Raw genomic sequence first — 17,880 nt, forward strand, 5'->3', positions numbered from 1 at the left:
AACAAATAAAAGTATTGACTATTTTCGTGGGAGCCTATGTGGGAAGGTAATATATTTTTAAATGTCATGCAATGTCATAAAATACAAACAGCCAAAACTTAAAAAGTTTTGGCTGTATTTTTGGCTGTAATTACCGTAAGTAATTGATAATCAACTGAAATTGTAGAGAGGATGGGATTCGAACCCACGGTACAGTTACCCGTACACTACCTTTCCAGGGTAGCTCCTTCAACCACTCGGACACCTCTCTGATTGAAGACTGCAAAAATAGGGTAATTAATTGAATTCTAAAAATGGAAAACAAAAATTCTTGAAAATAATATGATGTCGATTGATATTTGCGCCTATCTTATTATTCTACATTGATTGACATGCAGTTTTTTGACGCTTGTTTTTGAAATTTATATCTCAATTTATTCAGAAACTTCACCACATAAATTTTTAACAAAATTCTCCGCAAAACTACCTCCGTAATTAGGATTATCTAAAAGATGCATTGCCTTCGTAATCGCGCTTTCGGCCGTAATATCATTTCCACTAATAGCACCGATTTCACGGAAAATATTAGAGTTGGTATATTTTCCAAAGCTAATTCCACCCGACACACATTGCGAAATAACCACGATTTCAGTTCCATTCTCTCGAAGTTTTTGCAAAATTTTCTTCGTTTGTTCCGTATTGAAAATAGTTCCGGAGCCAAAAACCTGCAGGACCAAAACTTTCACATGAGGGATTTCCGTAAAATGATTCAAATGCATTCCGGGAAAAATCCGCCAGAATAAAACATCTTGTGATATATGAGTATCCACGGTAAATGGCTCCTCTGTTTTCGAGCGCCACAAAAAATCTTTTTCAACATTTAAATGAACCCCAGATTGACCGAGAACCGGATAATTCGGCGTTTGATACGCATCAAAAAACTCCGCAGAATATTTTAAAGTTCGGTTTCCACGAAGGAGTTTATATTCAAAATAAACCGCAACTTCCTGAATAACTGCCTCATCATGATCATATAAACTGGCGTAATACAAACTGGTCAAAAGGTTCTCTTTTGCGTCTGTTCGCAAATCCCCAATTGGCAATTGGGAACCTGTTAAAATCACTGGTTTTCGCAAATTTTTCAACATAAAACTCAGGGCAGAAGCAGAATAAGACATCGTATCCGTTCCATGAAGAATCAAAAAGCCGTCGTAGTTTTCGTAGTTTTTACCAATGTGGTTGGCGATGATTATCCATTCTTTCGGTCCCATATCCGAGGAATCCAGGGGTTTTCGAAACGGATAAACTTCTACTTCACATTCGATCAACTTCATTTCCGGAATTTTCTGAAATATATTTCCAAAATCGAAGGCCATCAAACTGCCGGTTTCGTAATCTTTTTCCATGCCGATCGTTCCACCGGTATAAATCAGGAGCACTTTTCTTTTCATAAATCCAAAAATACGTTATTTAGTATAATTTCTGATTATTTTGGGCGCCTTTTTCCGCCTTCCACTCCCGCTTTTTTAATTGCTGGCTTGCGATCAGAAGGTTCAACTATCACAGCGAGGTCAGCCACCAATTAAAAAGAGCTCCGTTCAAGTCGGGGCGCAGATTCCGCTTCGAAACCAAACAGGTCTTAGAAGGAATATATTGTGTAAAAAAACAGGCAACACTTTTCGGCGCTCGCTTCGCTCGCGCCACCAAATCCCCTACTTCACACAGAATACACCATTTTCATAATTCTTAAAGATCTTCCACTTCAGAAGTTGCAGGCTCAATTATAACTACAAAAAACTCGTGTATTCGTGGCTTCTTAAATCTTTCATTTTCCAAATTAATGCCTATTTTTGACCTTATGAAAGACCAACAAATCTTTGAATATCTTCAGCAGTTTCTGACCGACGAAAGACTCCAGAAAATCAATCATTTCGCTCCCGAAAGTTCCGATTTCTTATTGCCCGTCATCGAAGATGTTTATCAGTTTCGTAATGCCGCGGCGATTGTTCGGTCGGTAGAAGCGTGTGGATTTCACAAAATTGTGACGATGGAAAGTCAGAATAAATTCAATCCTAATCTTAGAGTCACCAAAGGCGCAGAAACTTGGGTAGAGGTGGAGCGACTTCCTCATAGCCTGGATTCTATTGAAATGATTAAGAATCGCGGATATAAAATCGTCGCAGTTTCACCGGAAAATAATGCCACATTACTTCCTGATTTTCAAATAACAGAACCTGTCGCTTTGGTTTTTGGAACAGAAGCGGAAGGCGTAACCGACGAGATTTTAGACTTCGCCGACGAAACTTTGGCCATTCCGATGTATGGATTTACGAGAAGTTTTAACGTCTCGGTCGCGGCTGCAATTTGCGTGTATGAATTGAAACAGAAGTTGATGGGGTCCAATTTAGATTATAAACTGTCGGAAGAAAAATTATGGAAAATGAAAGTCCGCTGGGCTGTAAATTCCATAAAAAGTGGCGAGCAGATTTTTGCAAAATATTTGAAAGACAATTCCTAAAAAAAGAGAACTATGCTGAATGAGTTGCTAGAAAATCCTTTATTTAATATCACCTTTTTAGGCGGAATCTTCTTTATTCTGGCAGGATTCGTGCAACTTAAATTTCCGCCAAAAAAGATCAACTCACTTTATGGCTATAGGACAAAATCTTCAATGAAATCTAATGAAAGATGGGATTTTGCTCAAAAATTGTCTGCAAAAGAAATGATGAAATCAGGCGGTTTGTTAGCGCTGAGTTCACTCTTGGTTTTCGTCACAAATTTCGGTGATTCAATAAATCTAATCATCGGATTAGCGTTGATGCTCGCTACTGTCCTGCTTCTTCTTTTAAGAGTGGAAAGGAAAATAAAAAAGAAATTCAGGATTTGAAATTTTTAACTTTCAAATCCTTACATCAACCCATAATTCCAGGCGGCCACGAAAACTCCGGCAGTTTCAGTTCTCAACCGCTGATTTCCAAGCGAAACTGCTTTCACTCCTTTTTCCGCTAAAAGCTTAATTTCCTTCTCAGAAAAATCACCTTCTGGCCCAATTAAAAAAGTGATGGTTTTAGCACTGTCATGCTGTTCCTGTTGAATTAATTTTAAATCTATTCGCTCTAAGTTTTCATTGCAGTGCGCGACAAAAGTGGTTTCGGGATCAACGTTTTTAATAAAATCAGAAAATTTAGTCAGATCATTAATCACAGGAAAATGAACACGCAGACTTTGTTTCGAAGCAGAAATGCTTTGCTTTCTCAGCTTTTCGATGTTCAGATTTTTACGCTCCGTTTTTTCGGTTTGAAGAATCGTAATTTCTGAGATTCCCATTTCAGTCGCCTTTTCTACAAAAAACTCAATACGGTCAATATTCTTCGTGGGAGCGATGGCGATATGAAGTTGCGTAGGGAAATTCGGCAGGTCTTCTTTAATTTCTGAAATATCGAGTGATACTTTTTTTCCTTCGAAAATGAGATTTCCTTTTGCTAAATTCCCTTTGCCGTCGGTCACGAAAATTTCTTCACCCGATCGCATGCGCAAAACTTTTACAATATGGGTTTGCTCTTCACTGTCGATAAATACTTTGTTATCGGCTATTTCTCCATAAAATAGTTTCATACTATATTTTCGCTTAAAAATGCCACGCCTGTTTTAATCGTCGTGTAGATGTCAGTTTCACATTCTCTGTAGCTGCAGGTGTAAATTTCTTCCATCCATTTATTATTAATGAAAATTAAATTTAAATATTCAGATTTTCTTAAATTATTTTTGATGGATAAATAATCTCCTTCTTTGGGCGTAAAGGGAAAACTGAAAATATTTTCGGAATTAATTTTCTCCAATATTTCTTCTTTTATATCTTGAATATAACCTTTTTCAGAACTCGAAGGCAAAAAATCTAATGTTTCTTCCGATGGCGCTCTTTGTCCGGTAATGGTTTCCAATACCCAATAATATCTGGAGTTTTTTTTGGAGTGCGTTACGAGCACCTTTTCTTCTAATAATATTTTCATCGGAGATTTATAATGTTTTAATGTCTTTCTTGAAACCTTCCTCGATATCATATCTTGCAGTTGCCGAAATGGACAGATCAGCGAATTCACCGCGGTCAAATTTCAGCTTTGCAACCATGGCGATCATTGCCGCGTTATCGGTCGTGTATTCAAATTTAGGAATGTAAATGTTCCACCCCAATCTCTCGGAGTTTTTTTGGATGGCTTCCCGCAGACCCGAGTTTGCAGAAACACCACCGGCAATCGCAATTTCTTTGATGTTTAAATCGATGGCCGCTTTTTCAAGTTTATCCATCAGGATTTCCACGATGGTTTTTTGAACAGAAGCACATAAATCATCGATATTCTCTTTAATGAAATCAGGATTTTTTCGCACTTCTTTCTGAATAAAATAAAGCACCGAAGTTTTTATTCCACTGAAGGAATAGTTGAAATGGTCGAGTTTAGGCTTATTAAATTTAAAAGAATTTTCGTTTCCGTTTTTTGATAATTTATCAATGATTGGACCTGCGGGATAATCCAGTCCAAAGATCTTTCCAATCTTATCAAACGCTTCTCCGGCGGCATCATCAATCGTTTTACCGATGATCTCCATGTCAAAATAGTCTTTAACCAAAACGATCATCGTATGTCCGCCCGAAACCGTCAGGCATAAAAAAGGAAAATTGGGCGCTTTTGGATTGGCATCCTCAATAAAATGGGCCAAAATGTGAGCCTGTAAATGATTGACTTCAATTAAAGGAACCGACAAACTCATCGCGAGAGATTTCGCAAAAGAAGTCCCAACCAATAAGGAACCCAGGAGGCCGGGACCGCGTGTAAATCCGATCGCAGAAATATCTTTTTGTTGTATATTTGCTTTGCTGAAGGCCTTATCTACTACGGGTATTATATTTTGCTGGTGCGCACGGGAAGCCAATTCCGGAACCACGCCGCCATATTCTTTGTGGATTTCCTGATTTGCCGCGATGTTGCTAAGGATTTTGTTACCTTTGAGCACCGCCGCAGAAGTGTCGTCGCACGAAGATTCTATACCTAAAATTATTGAGTCACTCATAACAATGGCAAATTTAGAGAATAATAACGATAACGAAAATAAAAAATCAATTGCAGAGAATATTGGAGATTCTGTGCAAAAGCGCGTCGAAAATGTTCAGGAATCAGTAAAGGAAACAGTGAAAGATGCCGGTAATCTGGCGTCTGATGCAATTAACCATCCGGTAGAAACGGCAGGTGAATTTGTACAGCAGGCGGCAAAAGATGTCACCAGTTACACGTGGTGGGCGAAACTTTTACTCATTGTTTTTTGGACTGCGCTGTTTATTGTGGCTTCATTTATTGTCATCGTCAGTTTACCGGCAACTAAAAACTGGGCAGCGCAGAAAGTTATTGCAAAGCTGAACCAGGATCTAAAATCCTCCATGTCCTTTGAAAGTGTAGATGTGAGTTATTTTGGCGACATCCATATTCATAATTTAGATGTTAAAGATCACAAAAATTTTAAGTTTTTAAAAGCAGAAGAGCTTTATGCAGATTCTGACTGGTTTTCAATTATCAGTAATTCCCGAAATTTACAGTTTCAATCGTTGTCCTTAAAAAAATTAGATCTAAAAGTAATCACATATAAAGGCGACAGTATTTCTAATTTTATACGCTTCGTAGATTTATTTAGTACACCTTCGCCAACGACCCCTAAAGAACCGTTTCAGTTAAAGTCCCGGATTTTTATTACCGACTCAAAAGTTTCCATTGTTAATCAAAATCAGGAAGGTGAGGCTGGAAAATGGTTAGACGCGAAAAATCTTAATTTGGTGGTTCCGGAACTTCGAGTAAATGGATCAAATGTTTTCGCGCAGATCAATAATATGCGTTTTACCACAGAACGATGGGGCAAAAAGCATTTTGTTGATACGTTCTCTACCGATTTTTCTCTCACGCACGACTATCTTTCCCTAAAAGACCTAACCATTAATACCGATAACTCCTTGCTTCAGGGCGATTTGAAGTTCAATCTAAACAATGGCTCTTTCGCGGATTTTACAGATAAAGTACGTTGGGATCTGCAGTTGCAGCAGGGAAGTCAGATTAGTGGGTATGATATCAGCTATTTTGTAACCGATTGGGACAATTATAAACCCATCAATATTTCAGGTAAAATGACAGGCCCTTTAAATAAATTTTATCTGGATAATTTCCTCATTAGAAATCCGCAGGTTAATATTAAAACTAAGACCATGAAGGTTTCCAATATTTTGAAAGGCAATTTTCAGATCGAAACCAATACATTGACCACCGATTTTACCTATAAAGATCTGAAAGCGATGATGCCGACCTTCATTTCTTCAAAAATGAAAAATTTTGCAGATGATTTTGGCAGGTTAAAATATGATGGGGCAGCCCGTGTCACACCGAAAGAAGTCTACGTACCAAATGCACGGCTCATCACTGGGATCGGACAGGCGAAAATTAATAAGTTTTATCTCACGGATTACAGTACTAATTTGCCTAAATATCGCGGTTTCGCCGAAGTGAACGATTTAAATACGTCGGTCATCACTAAAAGTAAGGAAGTTGGTTTGATCAGTGGTAAATTCAATGTTCAAGGTCAAAGCTTTGATGTGAATACTATGGTGATCAGAACAACATCTCAAATTTCAAAAATCGAAATTACGGATAAGGTCATCAACAATGTTTATTTGGAAGGTCTGTTGGATCATAAAAAATATACGGGAATCATTAATGTAAATGACGACCAGGCCCGCGCGAAAGTGAACGGACTGATTGATTTTAGCAAGCCCAAACTTTTTGCAGATATCAAAGCTGATGTAGATTATTTGAATATTAATTATTTTACAGGTGCCACCGGGACACAAGCCGTGAGTGGTTTGGTTGATGGGCAAGTGTCCATGACCAATATAAATGATCTTACACTGGATGCTGCTCTGGAAAACATCAGTTTTGCGACTGCAACCCAAAAGTTTTTTATTCCTAATGCCGATGTGAAAGCTTTCTTTGAAGACGGGAAAAGGGTAGTTTCTGTTGATGCACCTGGCGCTGTAAAAGGTCAGATTTCCGGTAAATTTAATTTGGGAGACTTGGCCGGAATGGTGCAAAATGGCTTAGGGAAAGTTTTAGTAGGTCCAGCGCCGCGTAAATTATATCGCGGACAGAATTTCTCTCTGGATTTTGATGTTAAGCAGAATTTGGTCAATTACTTTGTGCCGGATCTTCATATTCCAAAAGGTGCTGCGGTAAACGGTTCTTACGATGGGGATTCTAATAATCTTATTCTGAATGTGGATGCGGAAACGCTGAAATATGTGATGACCAAAAAAGAAGAAATCACGGAAGCTGACAAAGCCCTCGCGCTGGCAAATCCGGCCTATAAAATTTCCGGTCGGGATAAAATAACACGTGACAGTGCCATGATCGATCAATTGCAGGTTCGTATCAATACCGCTAATCTTGAGGAGCAGATTTATGCGAAAATCGATCGCGTAGAATACAACAAGAATATCTTGAAAGATATTACGCTGAGTGGCAGAAATGAAAATAATCAGATCCTGCATATTGCGGCGAATTTCAAACACGGTACTCCGGAAGAAGAGGTGAAACAGGAATTAAAGGAATACGCAGTTAATCTGAATCAAACTACAAATTCCACGGGAGATTATGTATTCCGTTTTGAACCAACGACCATTACAATTAATAATGTTGCGTGGTCAGTAGATACTGATCCGACCTTAAATCATTCCATTACGTACCGAAAAAAAGCAGGTGATTTCTTCATTCAAAATCTGCGCGTTTACTCTGATAACAGTGAATTGTTTTTAAAAGAATCGATTTTTAAATCGGCTAAGGATTTTTCTGTAGACGGAGAAGTAAGAAATCTGGATTTAGGAAAAGTCATCGCACTGCTAAACCAAGATAATAACATGGATATTAAAGGAATTGCCAATGGTAACTTTAATATTAAAATGAATAAAAACAATTTGGAGCCGCTCATTGACTTGAATATAAGCGACATTTTTATGAATCGTAATGAGATGGGGCAAATTGAGATCATCACTAAAAACAGTGCGATCCCTAATGTATTTGATGTCGATGTAAAACTTCATTCCACTGGAATTGTGGGAGATAATGACCTGCAGCTTACAGGAACCATTAATAATAATACGTCCTCGCCAACATTAAATTTAGTCGCCCATATGGATGAGTTTGATCTGGCTTTCGCACAACAGTTTGTAAAGGGAGTATTTTCAAAGCTTCGGGGGAAAGCTTCCGGTGACTTAAATATCACGGGCCAGTTGAGCGATGTGGATTACAGCGGAGATATCGTTCTTAAAAATTTAGGATTAAAATTAGATTTCACAGGAGTCGATTACTTGTTTGATGACACCGTAGTTTCATTATCAAAAGGTTTGGCGATCTTAAATGATATTGGGGTAAAAGATGAGCGAAATAACTCTAAAGGTTCAATTTCCGGAGCAATACAGTTTGAAACCATCTCTTCAATGGGAGTCAATCTTGTGATGCGTGCTGATAATCTGATGCTTTTAAATACTACACAGAAAGATTACGATTTGTTTTGGGGAAGAGTTTACGGCACAGGAACTTTGTATGTTGATGGTCCTGTTTCAGGCCTTAGTATTTCTACGCCGGAAATGAGGGCACTTAGTAATTCAGTGTTTACCTTTAACTCGAATTCGACGTCAAATGTAGAAGAATTTAAAATGTTACGATTTTTAAAACGTGACGAAAATGGCGCTGTTACAACAGAAGAGAAGAAAAGGACCAGTGCCAATATGAATATCGATTTCACTTTGGCCGTTGATAAAGGAACCACTGTAAATGTTCTTGTGGGCGATGATATTGGAGATATTACAGTGCGTGGGAATTCGGAGAAATTGCGGTTTATGATGGGTCGTACGGGAGCAATCAACATGAGCGGAAATTATATCGTAGACAATGGAACCTTTGTGTCTAAAGCCATTCTGAACCGGACCTTCCAGATTGCGAAAGGAAGTTCCATCCGTTGGGATGGTGAGGCTATGGCACCACAGCTGGATATTGACGCAACCTATTTGCGTACGGTCACCAATGCGGGACAATACCTGAATGTCGGGAGTTTACAGCCCATCAATGTTTTACTGAGTACAAAAATTACGCAGACCCTAAATAATCCGAAAATTGAACTGGGTGTTTCCGCGCAGGATGTCTCTTCTAATTTAAAAGAAACCCTGGCTGAAAAGATGAGCAACGAAGATGAAAAAATCATTCAGTTTGGATCAGTCCTCGTGATGAACAGTTTTAATGTCGGCAATTCTGCTTTCGATATCAACATCGGTAACTTCGCGGAAAGTTCTGGATACAATATGTTGTTTAAACAATTAGGTTCTGTACTGAATACCATCAGCAATGAATTCCAGGTCGATTTAAATTATCTGCAAGGCGATGCAGGATCAAATACGGGCGATCGTGCTAACGCAAGTGTAAGTTTCGCCTTATCTCCTCGAGTAACCGTTAAAACAGGTTTGGGAATACCCATTTCTAAATCTGATAATGCAGAATATGATTATCTTTCCGGAGAAGGAATTGTGGAATATGACTGGTCCAAGAATAATGACGGAACAAGATTGCTGCGTGCCTATTCCAAGCCAACAAATATTGGGCTGAATGGTGCAGCCGCCGGAAATGCAGGTGCCAATCAAAGTTATGGCGTTGGGGTGGTGTACAGTAAAAGTTTTAATACAATATTTAAAGGAAAGAAAAAGCCCGTAAAATCACAGAAGTCTAAGAATGTAATTAAAACAGATTCCATTAAAAACGATACCATAAAATAAGAATTTCAATAAGATCGTTCCCGTTTTAGTTAAAATTTATTAATGTTTCATATAATTTTTTCTATTTCATATTTTTTTGTAAATTTGCAAAAATTTTGTAATAGTACACATAAAATTATCAATACATAAAATGAATTACCAACTGGACGAAATAGATAAAAAAATTCTGGATTTCTTAGTAGAAAACACCAGAATGCCTTTTACGGAAATTGCAAAGCAAATGGATGTATCCGCAGGAACCATTCACGTAAGAGTTAAAAAGATGGAGGATGCCGGAATTATTTTAGGATCTTCGCTGAACATCGATTACGGTAAACTTGATTACCACTTTACTGCATTTATCGGAATTTTACTTACCAAATCAAACCGAACTCAGGAAGTGTTAAAAGAATTAACTACCATTCCAAATGTGATCGAAGCGAGCGTGATCTCCGGGAAATACAATATCTTTTGTAAAATAAGAGCAAAGAACACCGAAGATGCGAAGAGAATCATATATCAGATCGACGACATTCAGGATGTGATGAGAACAGAAAGTATGATTTCTATGGAAGAATATATTTCTGACAAAAACAGATTAATCGACGCGGTTTCTATCTAATCGCTGATTTATATCAAGTAAACAAAAAACTTTTGATTTCTTATCAAAAGTTTTTTTATTTTTACCACTATGAATGATAATTTTCAAGATGAGAGCCCCAAAAAAGATCTCGGTTTTGTTTTAGCACTGGCGGCTTTGTTACTTTTTTCAATGATGGGAGTTGGGATCGACTTTGATGAGTTTTTCCAGCACAAAGAGATTAATATCCCCACCGGTTATTTTTACTTTATATTCTTGGTTGATATAATCATGATTTTATCGGTCATTTTTATTTATCAATACCGAAAGCTTGCCGCATACCTCTTTCCCGCGGCGGTCATTACCCATTTTTTAGCCCATAATTTTTTCCTTTCTACCTTTCTTTATACCGATGTTACGAATATGTTTTTGTACGTCAGTCTGGGTTTATTTGTGATCATTCCGAAATGGCAATTCTTTAAATAAATAATTCTGAATTCATGTTTTCAAAAGCCTGTGAATATGCCATAAAAGCAACCATTTATATCGCGCAGCAAAGCCATCAGGAGCGGCGTGTGAATGTAAAGGAAGTTTCAAAAGCCGTAGATGCACCCGAGGCTTTTACCGCAAAAATATTGCAGCAACTTTGTCGTGAGAATATTCTGGAATCTAACCGTGGAAAACAGGGTGGTTTTATTTTCCAAGTTGACAAGCAGAAGCAAATTAAAATTTATGATGTGGTTCAGCTGATCGATGGTGATGACATTTTTACCAATTGTGGCTTGGGTTTACAAAAGTGTTCCTCCGAAAATCCCTGTCCGGTTCATGACGATTTCAAAGAAGTGCGAAATGGTTTGATCGCGATGGTACAGAAATATTCTTTCTATGATTTGGCCCAAAAAACCGAAAGTGGTTTGGCTTGGCTGAAATAAATTCTTACTAAAATTTTACACTAAATAGTTCTTTAAATATTTCTTTATCTTTAATTAAGATAAATTTGTCCGAATTAAAAATATAGTGTACATTTGTATTATAATATTAAACAAGACATCATGTTAACTAAAGAGAAAACGATCGGTGAAATGGTTGCGGAAGATTTCAGAGCAGCGCAAGTGTTTAGAAAATATAAAATTGATTTCTGCTGCAAAGGAAACAGAACCATTGAAGAAGCCTGTGAAAACAAGAAATTTGACGTGGCTGAAGTCTACAGCGATTTAGAAAATATCGCAAATGAAAAATCCGGTGATATCGATTTTAATTCCTGGCCATTGGATTTATTAGCAGATTATATTGAAAAAACACATCACCGCTATGTTGAAGAAAACTCAACGGTGTTGCTTCAATATTTGAATAAACTCTGTAAAGTTCATGGCGAGAGACATCCTGAACTATTTGAGATCAACAGCATTTTTGCAGAGATTTCCGGCGAATTAGCAGCGCACATGAAAAAAGAAGAGTTAATTCTTTTCCCTTTCATAAAAAGAATGGTGAACGCCAAACAAAAAGGCGAAGAATTAATCACTCCAAATTTCGGAACGGTGGAAAGTCCGGTTGCGATGATGAAACATGAGCATACCGTAGTAGGCGACCTGTTCGTGAAGATTGATAACTTAACCAATAACTATCAGTTCCCGGATGATGCTTGTGGAACCTATCAAGTGACGTATAAAATGTTGGAGGATTTCGAAAAAGATCTTCATACCCACATTCACTTAGAAAATAATATCCTTTTTCCAAAAGCAATCGAATTAGAGAAAACGTTTTAAAAAACTAAACTAAATTTTCTGTTTTTTAAATGAAATCCATTTCAATTTTTTTTGAAGTGGATTTCTGTTTTAAGGAGTTTTAGAAACCCAAAAGTCACAAAAGTGTTCTGGTAAATAATCACGCAGACATTCGAAATTTTTTTAAAGAGAAAGTTGCCTTTTTTGAACGCAAATACGGTATTTATCACTTTAACTTTTGTCACTTTTGTGGTTAAAACGATGACGTTAAAATTTTTGCGGTAAATTTTTATGCTGAGGTTTTAGAATTCAAATAGAAATCATACGTATACACATTATACGGTAAAATCCATTTTGCAACCAAAAAGGAAACGAAGCAGCAGGCTAATATCGGTATAAATAAAATATAGCCATTTGGTAGGAGATTGCAAATTAAAACCACCGAGGTAAAGGGAGCATAAAGCGAAGCTGATAAGGTTGCAGCCGCGCCAATCAGCGCAAAATTGATCGGAATTAAATCCATATTGAAATAGGTGTTGCCTACAAAAGCCACTCCTAATCCTAAAAAAGCTCCCGCAACAATACTCGGGGCGAAAACACCGCCATCGCCGCCTGCACCCAAAGTTAAAGATGCTGCCAAAGGCTTTAGAACCGCTAAAATTACAAGAATAAAAATCGTTAAAGTAGGCGCCGATAAAGGTTCGTTTAAGATCTCCCGAAGTCCGTGATAACTGTCGCCGTATAGACTTGGGAAGTAATAAATCATGGTTCCAACAGCAATCGCACCTAAATTGATGCGGATAAAATTATTAGAAATATTCCCGAAAATCTTTTTCATTCTCGTCACCAAAAGCGTAAAATAAACCGACAGTACGCCACCTAAAATACTCAGTATAATGAAAAAAGGAATCGCAGCATACGTCCATTTTTCTACAGAATGATGCAGAATGGTTTCAGAATCGAAAAGTTCAATAAAGATCCAGCTTACCAAAGCCGACGCGCTGCATGCGATGAGAAGCGATTTCCGCATTTTTCTCGCGATGACTTCCAATGCAAATAAAAATCCGGCGAGCGGACTCGTAAACAGTATCGCAACTCCGGCGACCACACCTGCGCAGATGAGTTCGCGTTTGTACATTCTGGCAGAAAATTCTTTTTCGTAGGCATAATTTCCAATGGTTGCTGTTGCAACAACGGTAGAAACTTCCACTCCGGTTGACCCTCCAAAAATAACGGTCAAAAAACCGTTGATGAAATGGGAGGGAATTTTAAAAAGTGGTAAATGATCTTTTCTCTGATCCAGGGTTTTATAAATTTCGGCAATTCCTTTGTTTTTCCGGTTTTGAAAAAAATATTTTCGCAGGAAAAAGATGGCTGTAATTCCAATCGTGGGCAAAAAAATAAAATAGATGGAGTTGAAATCATTAATCTTGTTGAAGAATAAATGTTCGAAATATTCTGTCAGATGTTTGAGCGTAAAAGCGAGCAAAGCGCTTCCCAAAGCCACAATTACGGAAGCTACAATTAATCTGAAATAATGTTTGGTAACGATTTTCGTTCTTTCCAAAGGAGTCGTTTTTAAAGATGAAAAAAAATAAAAGGGGATTTTAAAGACCTATGAAAAGATCAAACCAATTTATTTTGATGACGCAAATTTACGGAATCTTTAAAGAACGACGGATAAAATGAATTTTCCGTAAAATATTTTCACTGTCATTCTGAACAAGCAAGAAACTCAGTTTAGTGATAAGATGCTTCACTTCGCGATATTTCGTTCAGCATGACAAACAATAAAAAACATTTTCTGAAAAAAAATTATTTTAAAATAATCAACAAACTTCCGACGCTGATAATGACCCAAAGTACGATTGCAAGAAATAATGGTTTCCAACTGATGGTTTTTAAGGTCTGAATAGAAATGGTAGAACCGATAAAAAAGAGCGTTAAATTTAAACCAGATTTCGCTACCGTTGTTGCAACTTTACTGAAGCCATCGAAGATCGGAAAATAGGTATGCAATAAAATAGCGATCACAAAATAACCGATAAACCACGGAATTTTAATTTTTGCACCTTTGGTTTTGAAAAATACCATCGTTAACAGTGACATTGGAATGATCCACAAAGCTCTTGAAAGTTTAACGGTTGTTGCTACTTTCAGCGCGACATCGCCATATTTATTTGCGGCTCCAACTACGGAACTCGTGTCGTGAATTCCAATTGCGCACCACAATCCGAACTGTTCCTGCGTCATATTTAATAAATGTCCGATTGCGGGATAAATAAATAAAGCCACGGAATTTAAAGTGAAAACAATCGCTAAAGCCAAAGACATTTGTTTCGTGGTTGGTTTAATGATGGGCGTTACAGCTGCAATTGCACTTCCACCACAAATCGCAGTTCCCACGGAAATCAAGTAGGATAAAGGTCTTTCAATTTTCAGAAATTTTCCCAGAAAATAACCAAGAACCATGACGGTCGTGATACTCATAATGGTTAAAGTAATTCCTTCTTTTCCAGCTTTCAACGCTTCATTGAGCTGCAATCCAAATCCTAATCCGACGATGGAAATTTGCAGTAAAAGGTGAATATATTTGTGAACTTTCTGTTCGTATGGATTTCCAATGATGATCGTAAAAGCAATTCCTAAAGCCAAAGCAACAGGAGAACTTGCGAATGGAGAAACACAGAAAACGACTAAAAGGAAAAATAGAATTTTTCGAAAAAGGTCTTTGTCTAAAGTAGTTTGCATTATTTTAAGTGATTTTGACAGGACAAATTTCGGCTATTTGTCATTCAAAATTTCATCATATTTAGTTGTTGAAGATAACAATTAGTTATAACTAATAAATTTAATAAATAGATTGATCAATTCCGACTGTTCTCCTTTTAAAGTAATAAAATTAAAATCTCTTTCAATGCTAAAATTTTTAATATCAATCACACTTAGCTGATTATTTTTTAATTCCTGCAGAACGGTATTGATGGACAAAAACGTCATCGCATCAGAATGAACCAAATAATTTTTGAGACTTTCGCTGCTTCCCAATTGCATGATGATCTTTAATTTTTGAACATCAATTCCAGATTTTTTCAGTTGATTTTGAATAAATTCCTGCGTTCCGGAACCTTGTTCTCTCACGATCAAATCGACGTCATACAGATCTTTCAGTTTAAAATTTTTCTGAACCAAAGGATGGGTCGCTTTACAGACCAACACAATTTCATCGGGTTTAAAGATTTCATAATTAAAATAAGAGGACTTCGATTCACCTTCCACAATTCCCAGATCGATCTGTCCGTTTTTGAGCAAAGTAGAAATATCTTCGGAATTATGCGTCACCAATTCGATGTTGATGTCTTTATAATAAGAATTAAATTTCGCCAGAATTTCCGGCAGAATATATTGAGCGATCGTCGTACTTGCGCCGATTTTCAGTTTTCCTTTTTCCTGTTTGTTGAGTTGCGACAGACCAAATTCCAGATCGCGATAGAGATTTCGAACTTTTTCGGCGTAAACCAATAAAATTTTTCCACTTTCTGTAAGTTGAATGGTCGTTCCGTTTCGGTTAAATAATTTGGTGTTCAGCTGGTTTTCGATTTCCTTAATGTGCTTCGTAACGGCAGGTTGCGAAATATTGAGTTCGTTTGCAGCTTTGGTAAAACTCAAACGGTTTGCAACGGTAGAAAAAACTTTCAGGCGGTAATCGAACATGAATTGAGAATTTAAGGATTTATCAAAAGTTTTTCCACCGCAAAAGAGGCAAAAGACAAATGTAGAAAAAGATGATTCAAAAGAAAGCAAAAAGTAGACGCATTATTCTCTTTACATTTTGCAAACTTTTGATTTTATGTATATAAACTTTTGTTTCTTTTGCGGTTAAATTTATTCTAAAGATTATTTTTCTTTTGTTAAAGCCGAACCTTTGTGCGCCGCAATATGATCGGTTTTGCTGCTTTTTATTTCGTATTGTGGATCGTCTTCTTTCGCGTGATGCGTGTAACCTTTGTAATCAAAATCCTTCGTATGAACTTTAATAATGGTTCCGGAAACTTTTCCAGCTTCAGAATTCCAGTTGACTTTGTCGCCGATTTTAAATTTTGTTTTCATGATGAATTTTTAAAGTGGTTGTTGCACTCTGTCAAATCGAAGATTCGGCGGAGCCAAAGTTACAATCTTTCACAAAGTGCAATAGCACGTTTTTTTAAGAATCTTGTCAAGATTTCAAACCTTGACAAGGTTGATCCGCACGCTCTTCCGAATAAAGAACCTGATCTCCCACAACTCTCGCCGGCGCAGTGTAAGGATGTTCTGTAACTTTCCCCAATGCCATGATATGCAAAACTTCCCAACCTTTTGCTTTGAAATAATCCGAAACCATAGAACGGTGACACCGCCACCAAACTGCTTCAGAACACATCATCGCAGTAGGTTTTTCTAAGGCATACTTTGCCAGTTCTGCAGCACCGTTTGCAAAGGATTCGGTTTCCATATAATCGGCGTAGCCTTGAAAGGATTTATTGCGCCAAGTTGTATTTTTAGACTCTTTTTTTGCGGGCCTTCTTCCGCCTAAATCTTCGATATAAATGTATACGATTCCATTTTCTTCTAAGGATTTTTTCAAAGCGTCCTGATCGAACTGCGGATATTTTCGTGACCCCGGCAATCTTCTGATGTCTGCTAAAATTTTAATATTAAATGAAAAGAGCAACTCCAAAAATTCCTCGATCGTTCTCGTAGAATGACCGATGGTGTAGATGGTTTGTTTTGGAATAGTCTTCATTTTAATTATTAATTATATCTAATGTACATTAGAAATTTTAAATGAAAATAGGAGTGTTTAAAAGTCCGGGATTTTTACTTCGAGCAATGTACGTTTATCTTTATTGAGATAATCTTTCATGAAAAAATACTTGAGAGTTCAGTATAAAAGTGCTTCTATCTTACGGTAAAACAATTAAAGGAGTTTGCCCTTCATAAACCAATTCATTTATTAAAAATTTTCTAAAAATCTGGTCCGTTAAAAGTCGCGAACCTATTTGAACAATCAGGAGTTCTTCTTCTCTGTCATTGATTACTTTCTTAATTTCCGAAATGCGGTTTCGTCCTTTATATATCGCCGTTTTTGTTTCGTAACGGTCTGTGAATAATTTTGCGAGATCATTTAAAATAAGTTCTATTCCGGAAGTGTCTTCTTTAGGTTTGGCGAGATAAAAGAATGTAATACAAGTTTCCGCTTCATCCATAAGATTCAAAACTTTATTTAACTCTAAAATATTCAATGGATGCGTTTCTGTTACTGCCACAAAAATCTTCTCGTGTGAGAACTTATAAATGTCTTTTGGCATTGCGATCACCGTATTGTTGATGTTTTCAATGATCTGAAGCGTGACACTACCTATCAATATCTGTTTGATTATGTTGGTGTTTGAAAGTCCTGCGAAAATATAGTTTTCAAAAGGTTCTGCTAAAAGATTGGTCAGCGTAGTTTGTATATGGCTTTCTGAAATAGAGAAGGACACTTCAGTTGAGGATGGAATTAATTCATCTGTAAGCGCTTTCATTTTTTGAAAAGCGGCATTATTGGCTTCCTGGGTGATTTGTTCTCGGCTCTCGCTGTCAATTAGAGACGGCGCTATGACTATTGTTTCATGGACCAGCATTAATTTTGCCTTGGCTTGCTTACTCCAGTCACAGGCATATCGAATCAAGTTGCTTGTTTGGTCTGAAAAGTCAATAAGGATGATAAATCTTTTTTTCATTGG

17 protein-coding genes and 1 tRNA gene are annotated in these 17,880 nt (G+C 37.1%); 7 read left to right on the forward strand and 11 right to left on the reverse strand.

Going from position 1 to position 17,880, the window contains the following annotated elements; genetic code table 11:
* Nucleotides 1-163: 163 nt before the first annotated feature.
* A tRNA-Ser gene (locus EIB73_RS14610) sits at nucleotides 164-250 on the reverse strand.
* Between the two features lie 163 nt (nucleotides 251-413).
* Entirely contained in the window at nucleotides 414-1,430 is a 1,017-nt protein-coding gene (locus EIB73_RS14615; protein WP_125025968.1) for an asparaginase, read from the reverse strand.
* A 407-nt stretch (nucleotides 1,431-1,837) separates the two neighbouring features.
* On the opposite strand from EIB73_RS14615, the gene EIB73_RS14620 reads away from it, so the two are divergent.
* Nucleotides 1,838-2,497 (forward strand): TrmH family RNA methyltransferase, encoded by a 660-nt coding sequence (locus EIB73_RS14620; protein ID WP_125025969.1) that lies wholly within the window; start codon nucleotides 1,838-1,840, stop codon nucleotides 2,495-2,497.
* Between the two features lie 12 nt (nucleotides 2,498-2,509).
* The gene (locus tag EIB73_RS14625; protein ID WP_228411252.1) at nucleotides 2,510-2,866 is read left to right on the forward strand and encodes an SdpI family protein; all 357 of its coding nucleotides are present in this window, start codon (nucleotides 2,510-2,512) and stop codon (nucleotides 2,864-2,866) included.
* A gap of 20 nt (nucleotides 2,867-2,886) precedes the next feature.
* Here EIB73_RS14625 and EIB73_RS14630 read toward each other — a convergent pair whose 3' ends face one another.
* From EIB73_RS14630 to tsaD, 3 genes are read right to left on the reverse strand one after another with little or no spacing between them, the layout of a single operon-like run.
* Nucleotides 2,887-3,594 carry an RsmE family RNA methyltransferase gene (locus EIB73_RS14630; protein WP_125025970.1) on the reverse strand — a complete coding sequence of 236 codons (708 nt, stop codon included), beginning with the start codon at nucleotides 3,592-3,594 and terminating at the stop codon, nucleotides 2,887-2,889.
* Nucleotides 3,591-3,989, reverse strand: a complete 399-nt coding sequence (locus tag EIB73_RS14635; protein WP_125025971.1) for a hypothetical protein — start codon at nucleotides 3,987-3,989, stop codon at nucleotides 3,591-3,593. Before EIB73_RS14635 ends, EIB73_RS14630 begins: the two co-directional genes overlap by 4 nt.
* 7 nt (nucleotides 3,990-3,996) lie before the next feature.
* Nucleotides 3,997-5,046 (reverse strand): tRNA (adenosine(37)-N6)-threonylcarbamoyltransferase complex transferase subunit TsaD, encoded by a 1,050-nt coding sequence (gene tsaD / locus EIB73_RS14640; RefSeq protein WP_125025972.1) that lies wholly within the window; start codon nucleotides 5,044-5,046, stop codon nucleotides 3,997-3,999.
* Between the two features lie 4 nt (nucleotides 5,047-5,050).
* Here tsaD and EIB73_RS14645 point away from each other — a divergent pair, with 4 nt between their 5' ends.
* The 5 genes from EIB73_RS14645 (at nucleotide 5,051) to ric (ending at nucleotide 12,157) form a co-directional block, all read left to right on the forward strand.
* Nucleotides 5,051-9,832 carry a translocation/assembly module TamB domain-containing protein gene (locus tag EIB73_RS14645; RefSeq protein WP_125025973.1) on the forward strand — a complete coding sequence of 1,594 codons (4,782 nt, stop codon included), beginning with the start codon at nucleotides 5,051-5,053 and terminating at the stop codon, nucleotides 9,830-9,832.
* Between the two features lie 130 nt (nucleotides 9,833-9,962).
* On the forward strand, nucleotides 9,963-10,433 hold the full coding sequence (locus EIB73_RS14650; protein ID WP_125025974.1) for an Lrp/AsnC family transcriptional regulator: 471 nt from the start codon (nucleotides 9,963-9,965) through the stop codon (nucleotides 10,431-10,433).
* Nucleotides 10,434-10,502: 69 nt separating this feature from the next.
* Nucleotides 10,503-10,877 (forward strand): hypothetical protein, encoded by a 375-nt coding sequence (locus EIB73_RS14655; RefSeq protein WP_125025975.1) that lies wholly within the window; start codon nucleotides 10,503-10,505, stop codon nucleotides 10,875-10,877.
* A 14-nt stretch (nucleotides 10,878-10,891) separates the two neighbouring features.
* Nucleotides 10,892-11,323: an RrF2 family transcriptional regulator gene (locus EIB73_RS14660; protein ID WP_125025976.1), complete on the forward strand. Its 432-nt coding sequence runs from the start codon at nucleotides 10,892-10,894 to the stop codon at nucleotides 11,321-11,323.
* Between the two features lie 120 nt (nucleotides 11,324-11,443).
* A complete protein-coding gene (gene ric, locus EIB73_RS14665; protein ID WP_125025977.1) occupies nucleotides 11,444-12,157 on the forward strand; it encodes an iron-sulfur cluster repair di-iron protein in 714 nt (237 codons plus the stop codon).
* Nucleotides 12,158-12,404: 247 nt separating this feature from the next.
* On the opposite strand, the gene EIB73_RS14670 is transcribed toward ric, so the two are convergent.
* The 6 genes from EIB73_RS14670 to EIB73_RS14695 all read right to left on the reverse strand — a co-directional run bounded on the left by EIB73_RS14670 (nucleotide 12,405) and on the right by EIB73_RS14695 (nucleotide 17,877).
* A complete protein-coding gene (locus tag EIB73_RS14670; protein ID WP_125025978.1) occupies nucleotides 12,405-13,682 on the reverse strand; it encodes a chloride channel protein in 1,278 nt (425 codons plus the stop codon).
* A gap of 248 nt (nucleotides 13,683-13,930) precedes the next feature.
* On the reverse strand, nucleotides 13,931-14,866 hold the full coding sequence (locus tag EIB73_RS14675) for a YeiH family protein (RefSeq protein WP_125025979.1): 936 nt from the start codon (nucleotides 14,864-14,866) through the stop codon (nucleotides 13,931-13,933).
* A gap of 81 nt (nucleotides 14,867-14,947) precedes the next feature.
* Nucleotides 14,948-15,829 (reverse strand): LysR family transcriptional regulator, encoded by an 882-nt coding sequence (locus tag EIB73_RS14680; RefSeq protein ID WP_125025980.1) that lies wholly within the window; start codon nucleotides 15,827-15,829, stop codon nucleotides 14,948-14,950.
* Nucleotides 15,830-16,012: 183 nt separating this feature from the next.
* The gene (locus tag EIB73_RS14685; RefSeq protein ID WP_125025981.1) at nucleotides 16,013-16,225 is read right to left on the reverse strand and encodes a hypervirulence associated TUDOR domain-containing protein; all 213 of its coding nucleotides are present in this window, start codon (nucleotides 16,223-16,225) and stop codon (nucleotides 16,013-16,015) included.
* A gap of 106 nt (nucleotides 16,226-16,331) precedes the next feature.
* A complete protein-coding gene (locus EIB73_RS14690; RefSeq protein WP_125025982.1) occupies nucleotides 16,332-16,898 on the reverse strand; it encodes a DUF488 domain-containing protein in 567 nt (188 codons plus the stop codon).
* Nucleotides 16,899-17,058: 160 nt separating this feature from the next.
* On the reverse strand, nucleotides 17,059-17,877 hold the full coding sequence (locus EIB73_RS14695) for a universal stress protein (RefSeq protein ID WP_125025983.1): 819 nt from the start codon (nucleotides 17,875-17,877) through the stop codon (nucleotides 17,059-17,061).
* Between the last annotated feature and the right edge of the window lie 3 nt (nucleotides 17,878-17,880).

This window comes from Kaistella carnis, from assembly GCF_003860585.1.
Classification (GTDB): domain Bacteria; phylum Bacteroidota; class Bacteroidia; order Flavobacteriales; family Weeksellaceae; genus Kaistella; species Kaistella carnis.

What these genes read in the sequence shown, in the direction of transcription:
- EIB73_RS14615 (WP_125025968.1), bottom strand. Translation starts at nt 1,430, where the DNA reads ATGAAAAGAAAAGTGCTCCTGATTTATACCGGTGGAACGATCGGCATG.
- EIB73_RS14680 (WP_125025980.1), bottom strand. Translation starts at nt 15,829, where the DNA reads ATGTTCGATTACCGCCTGAAAGTTTTTTCTACCGTTGCAAACCGTTTG.
- tsaD (WP_125025972.1), bottom strand. Translation starts at nt 5,046, where the DNA reads ATGAGTGACTCAATAATTTTAGGTATAGAATCTTCGTGCGACGACACT.
- EIB73_RS14660 (WP_125025976.1), top strand. Translation starts at nt 10,892, where the DNA reads ATGTTTTCAAAAGCCTGTGAATATGCCATAAAAGCAACCATTTATATC.
- EIB73_RS14695 (WP_125025983.1), bottom strand. Translation starts at nt 17,877, where the DNA reads ATGAAAAAAAGATTTATCATCCTTATTGACTTTTCAGACCAAACAAGC.
- ric (WP_125025977.1), top strand. Translation starts at nt 11,444, where the DNA reads ATGTTAACTAAAGAGAAAACGATCGGTGAAATGGTTGCGGAAGATTTC.
- EIB73_RS14630 (WP_125025970.1), bottom strand. Translation starts at nt 3,594, where the DNA reads ATGAAACTATTTTATGGAGAAATAGCCGATAACAAAGTATTTATCGAC.
- EIB73_RS14690 (WP_125025982.1), bottom strand. Translation starts at nt 16,898, where the DNA reads ATGAAGACTATTCCAAAACAAACCATCTACACCATCGGTCATTCTACG.
- EIB73_RS14625 (WP_228411252.1), top strand. Translation starts at nt 2,510, where the DNA reads ATGCTGAATGAGTTGCTAGAAAATCCTTTATTTAATATCACCTTTTTA.
- EIB73_RS14655 (WP_125025975.1), top strand. Translation starts at nt 10,503, where the DNA reads ATGAATGATAATTTTCAAGATGAGAGCCCCAAAAAAGATCTCGGTTTT.
- EIB73_RS14620 (WP_125025969.1), top strand. Translation starts at nt 1,838, where the DNA reads ATGAAAGACCAACAAATCTTTGAATATCTTCAGCAGTTTCTGACCGAC.
- EIB73_RS14645 (WP_125025973.1), top strand. Translation starts at nt 5,051, where the DNA reads ATGGCAAATTTAGAGAATAATAACGATAACGAAAATAAAAAATCAATT.
- EIB73_RS14635 (WP_125025971.1), bottom strand. Translation starts at nt 3,989, where the DNA reads ATGAAAATATTATTAGAAGAAAAGGTGCTCGTAACGCACTCCAAAAAA.
- EIB73_RS14685 (WP_125025981.1), bottom strand. Translation starts at nt 16,225, where the DNA reads ATGAAAACAAAATTTAAAATCGGCGACAAAGTCAACTGGAATTCTGAA.
- EIB73_RS14675 (WP_125025979.1), bottom strand. Translation starts at nt 14,866, where the DNA reads ATGCAAACTACTTTAGACAAAGACCTTTTTCGAAAAATTCTATTTTTC.
- EIB73_RS14650 (WP_125025974.1), top strand. Translation starts at nt 9,963, where the DNA reads ATGAATTACCAACTGGACGAAATAGATAAAAAAATTCTGGATTTCTTA.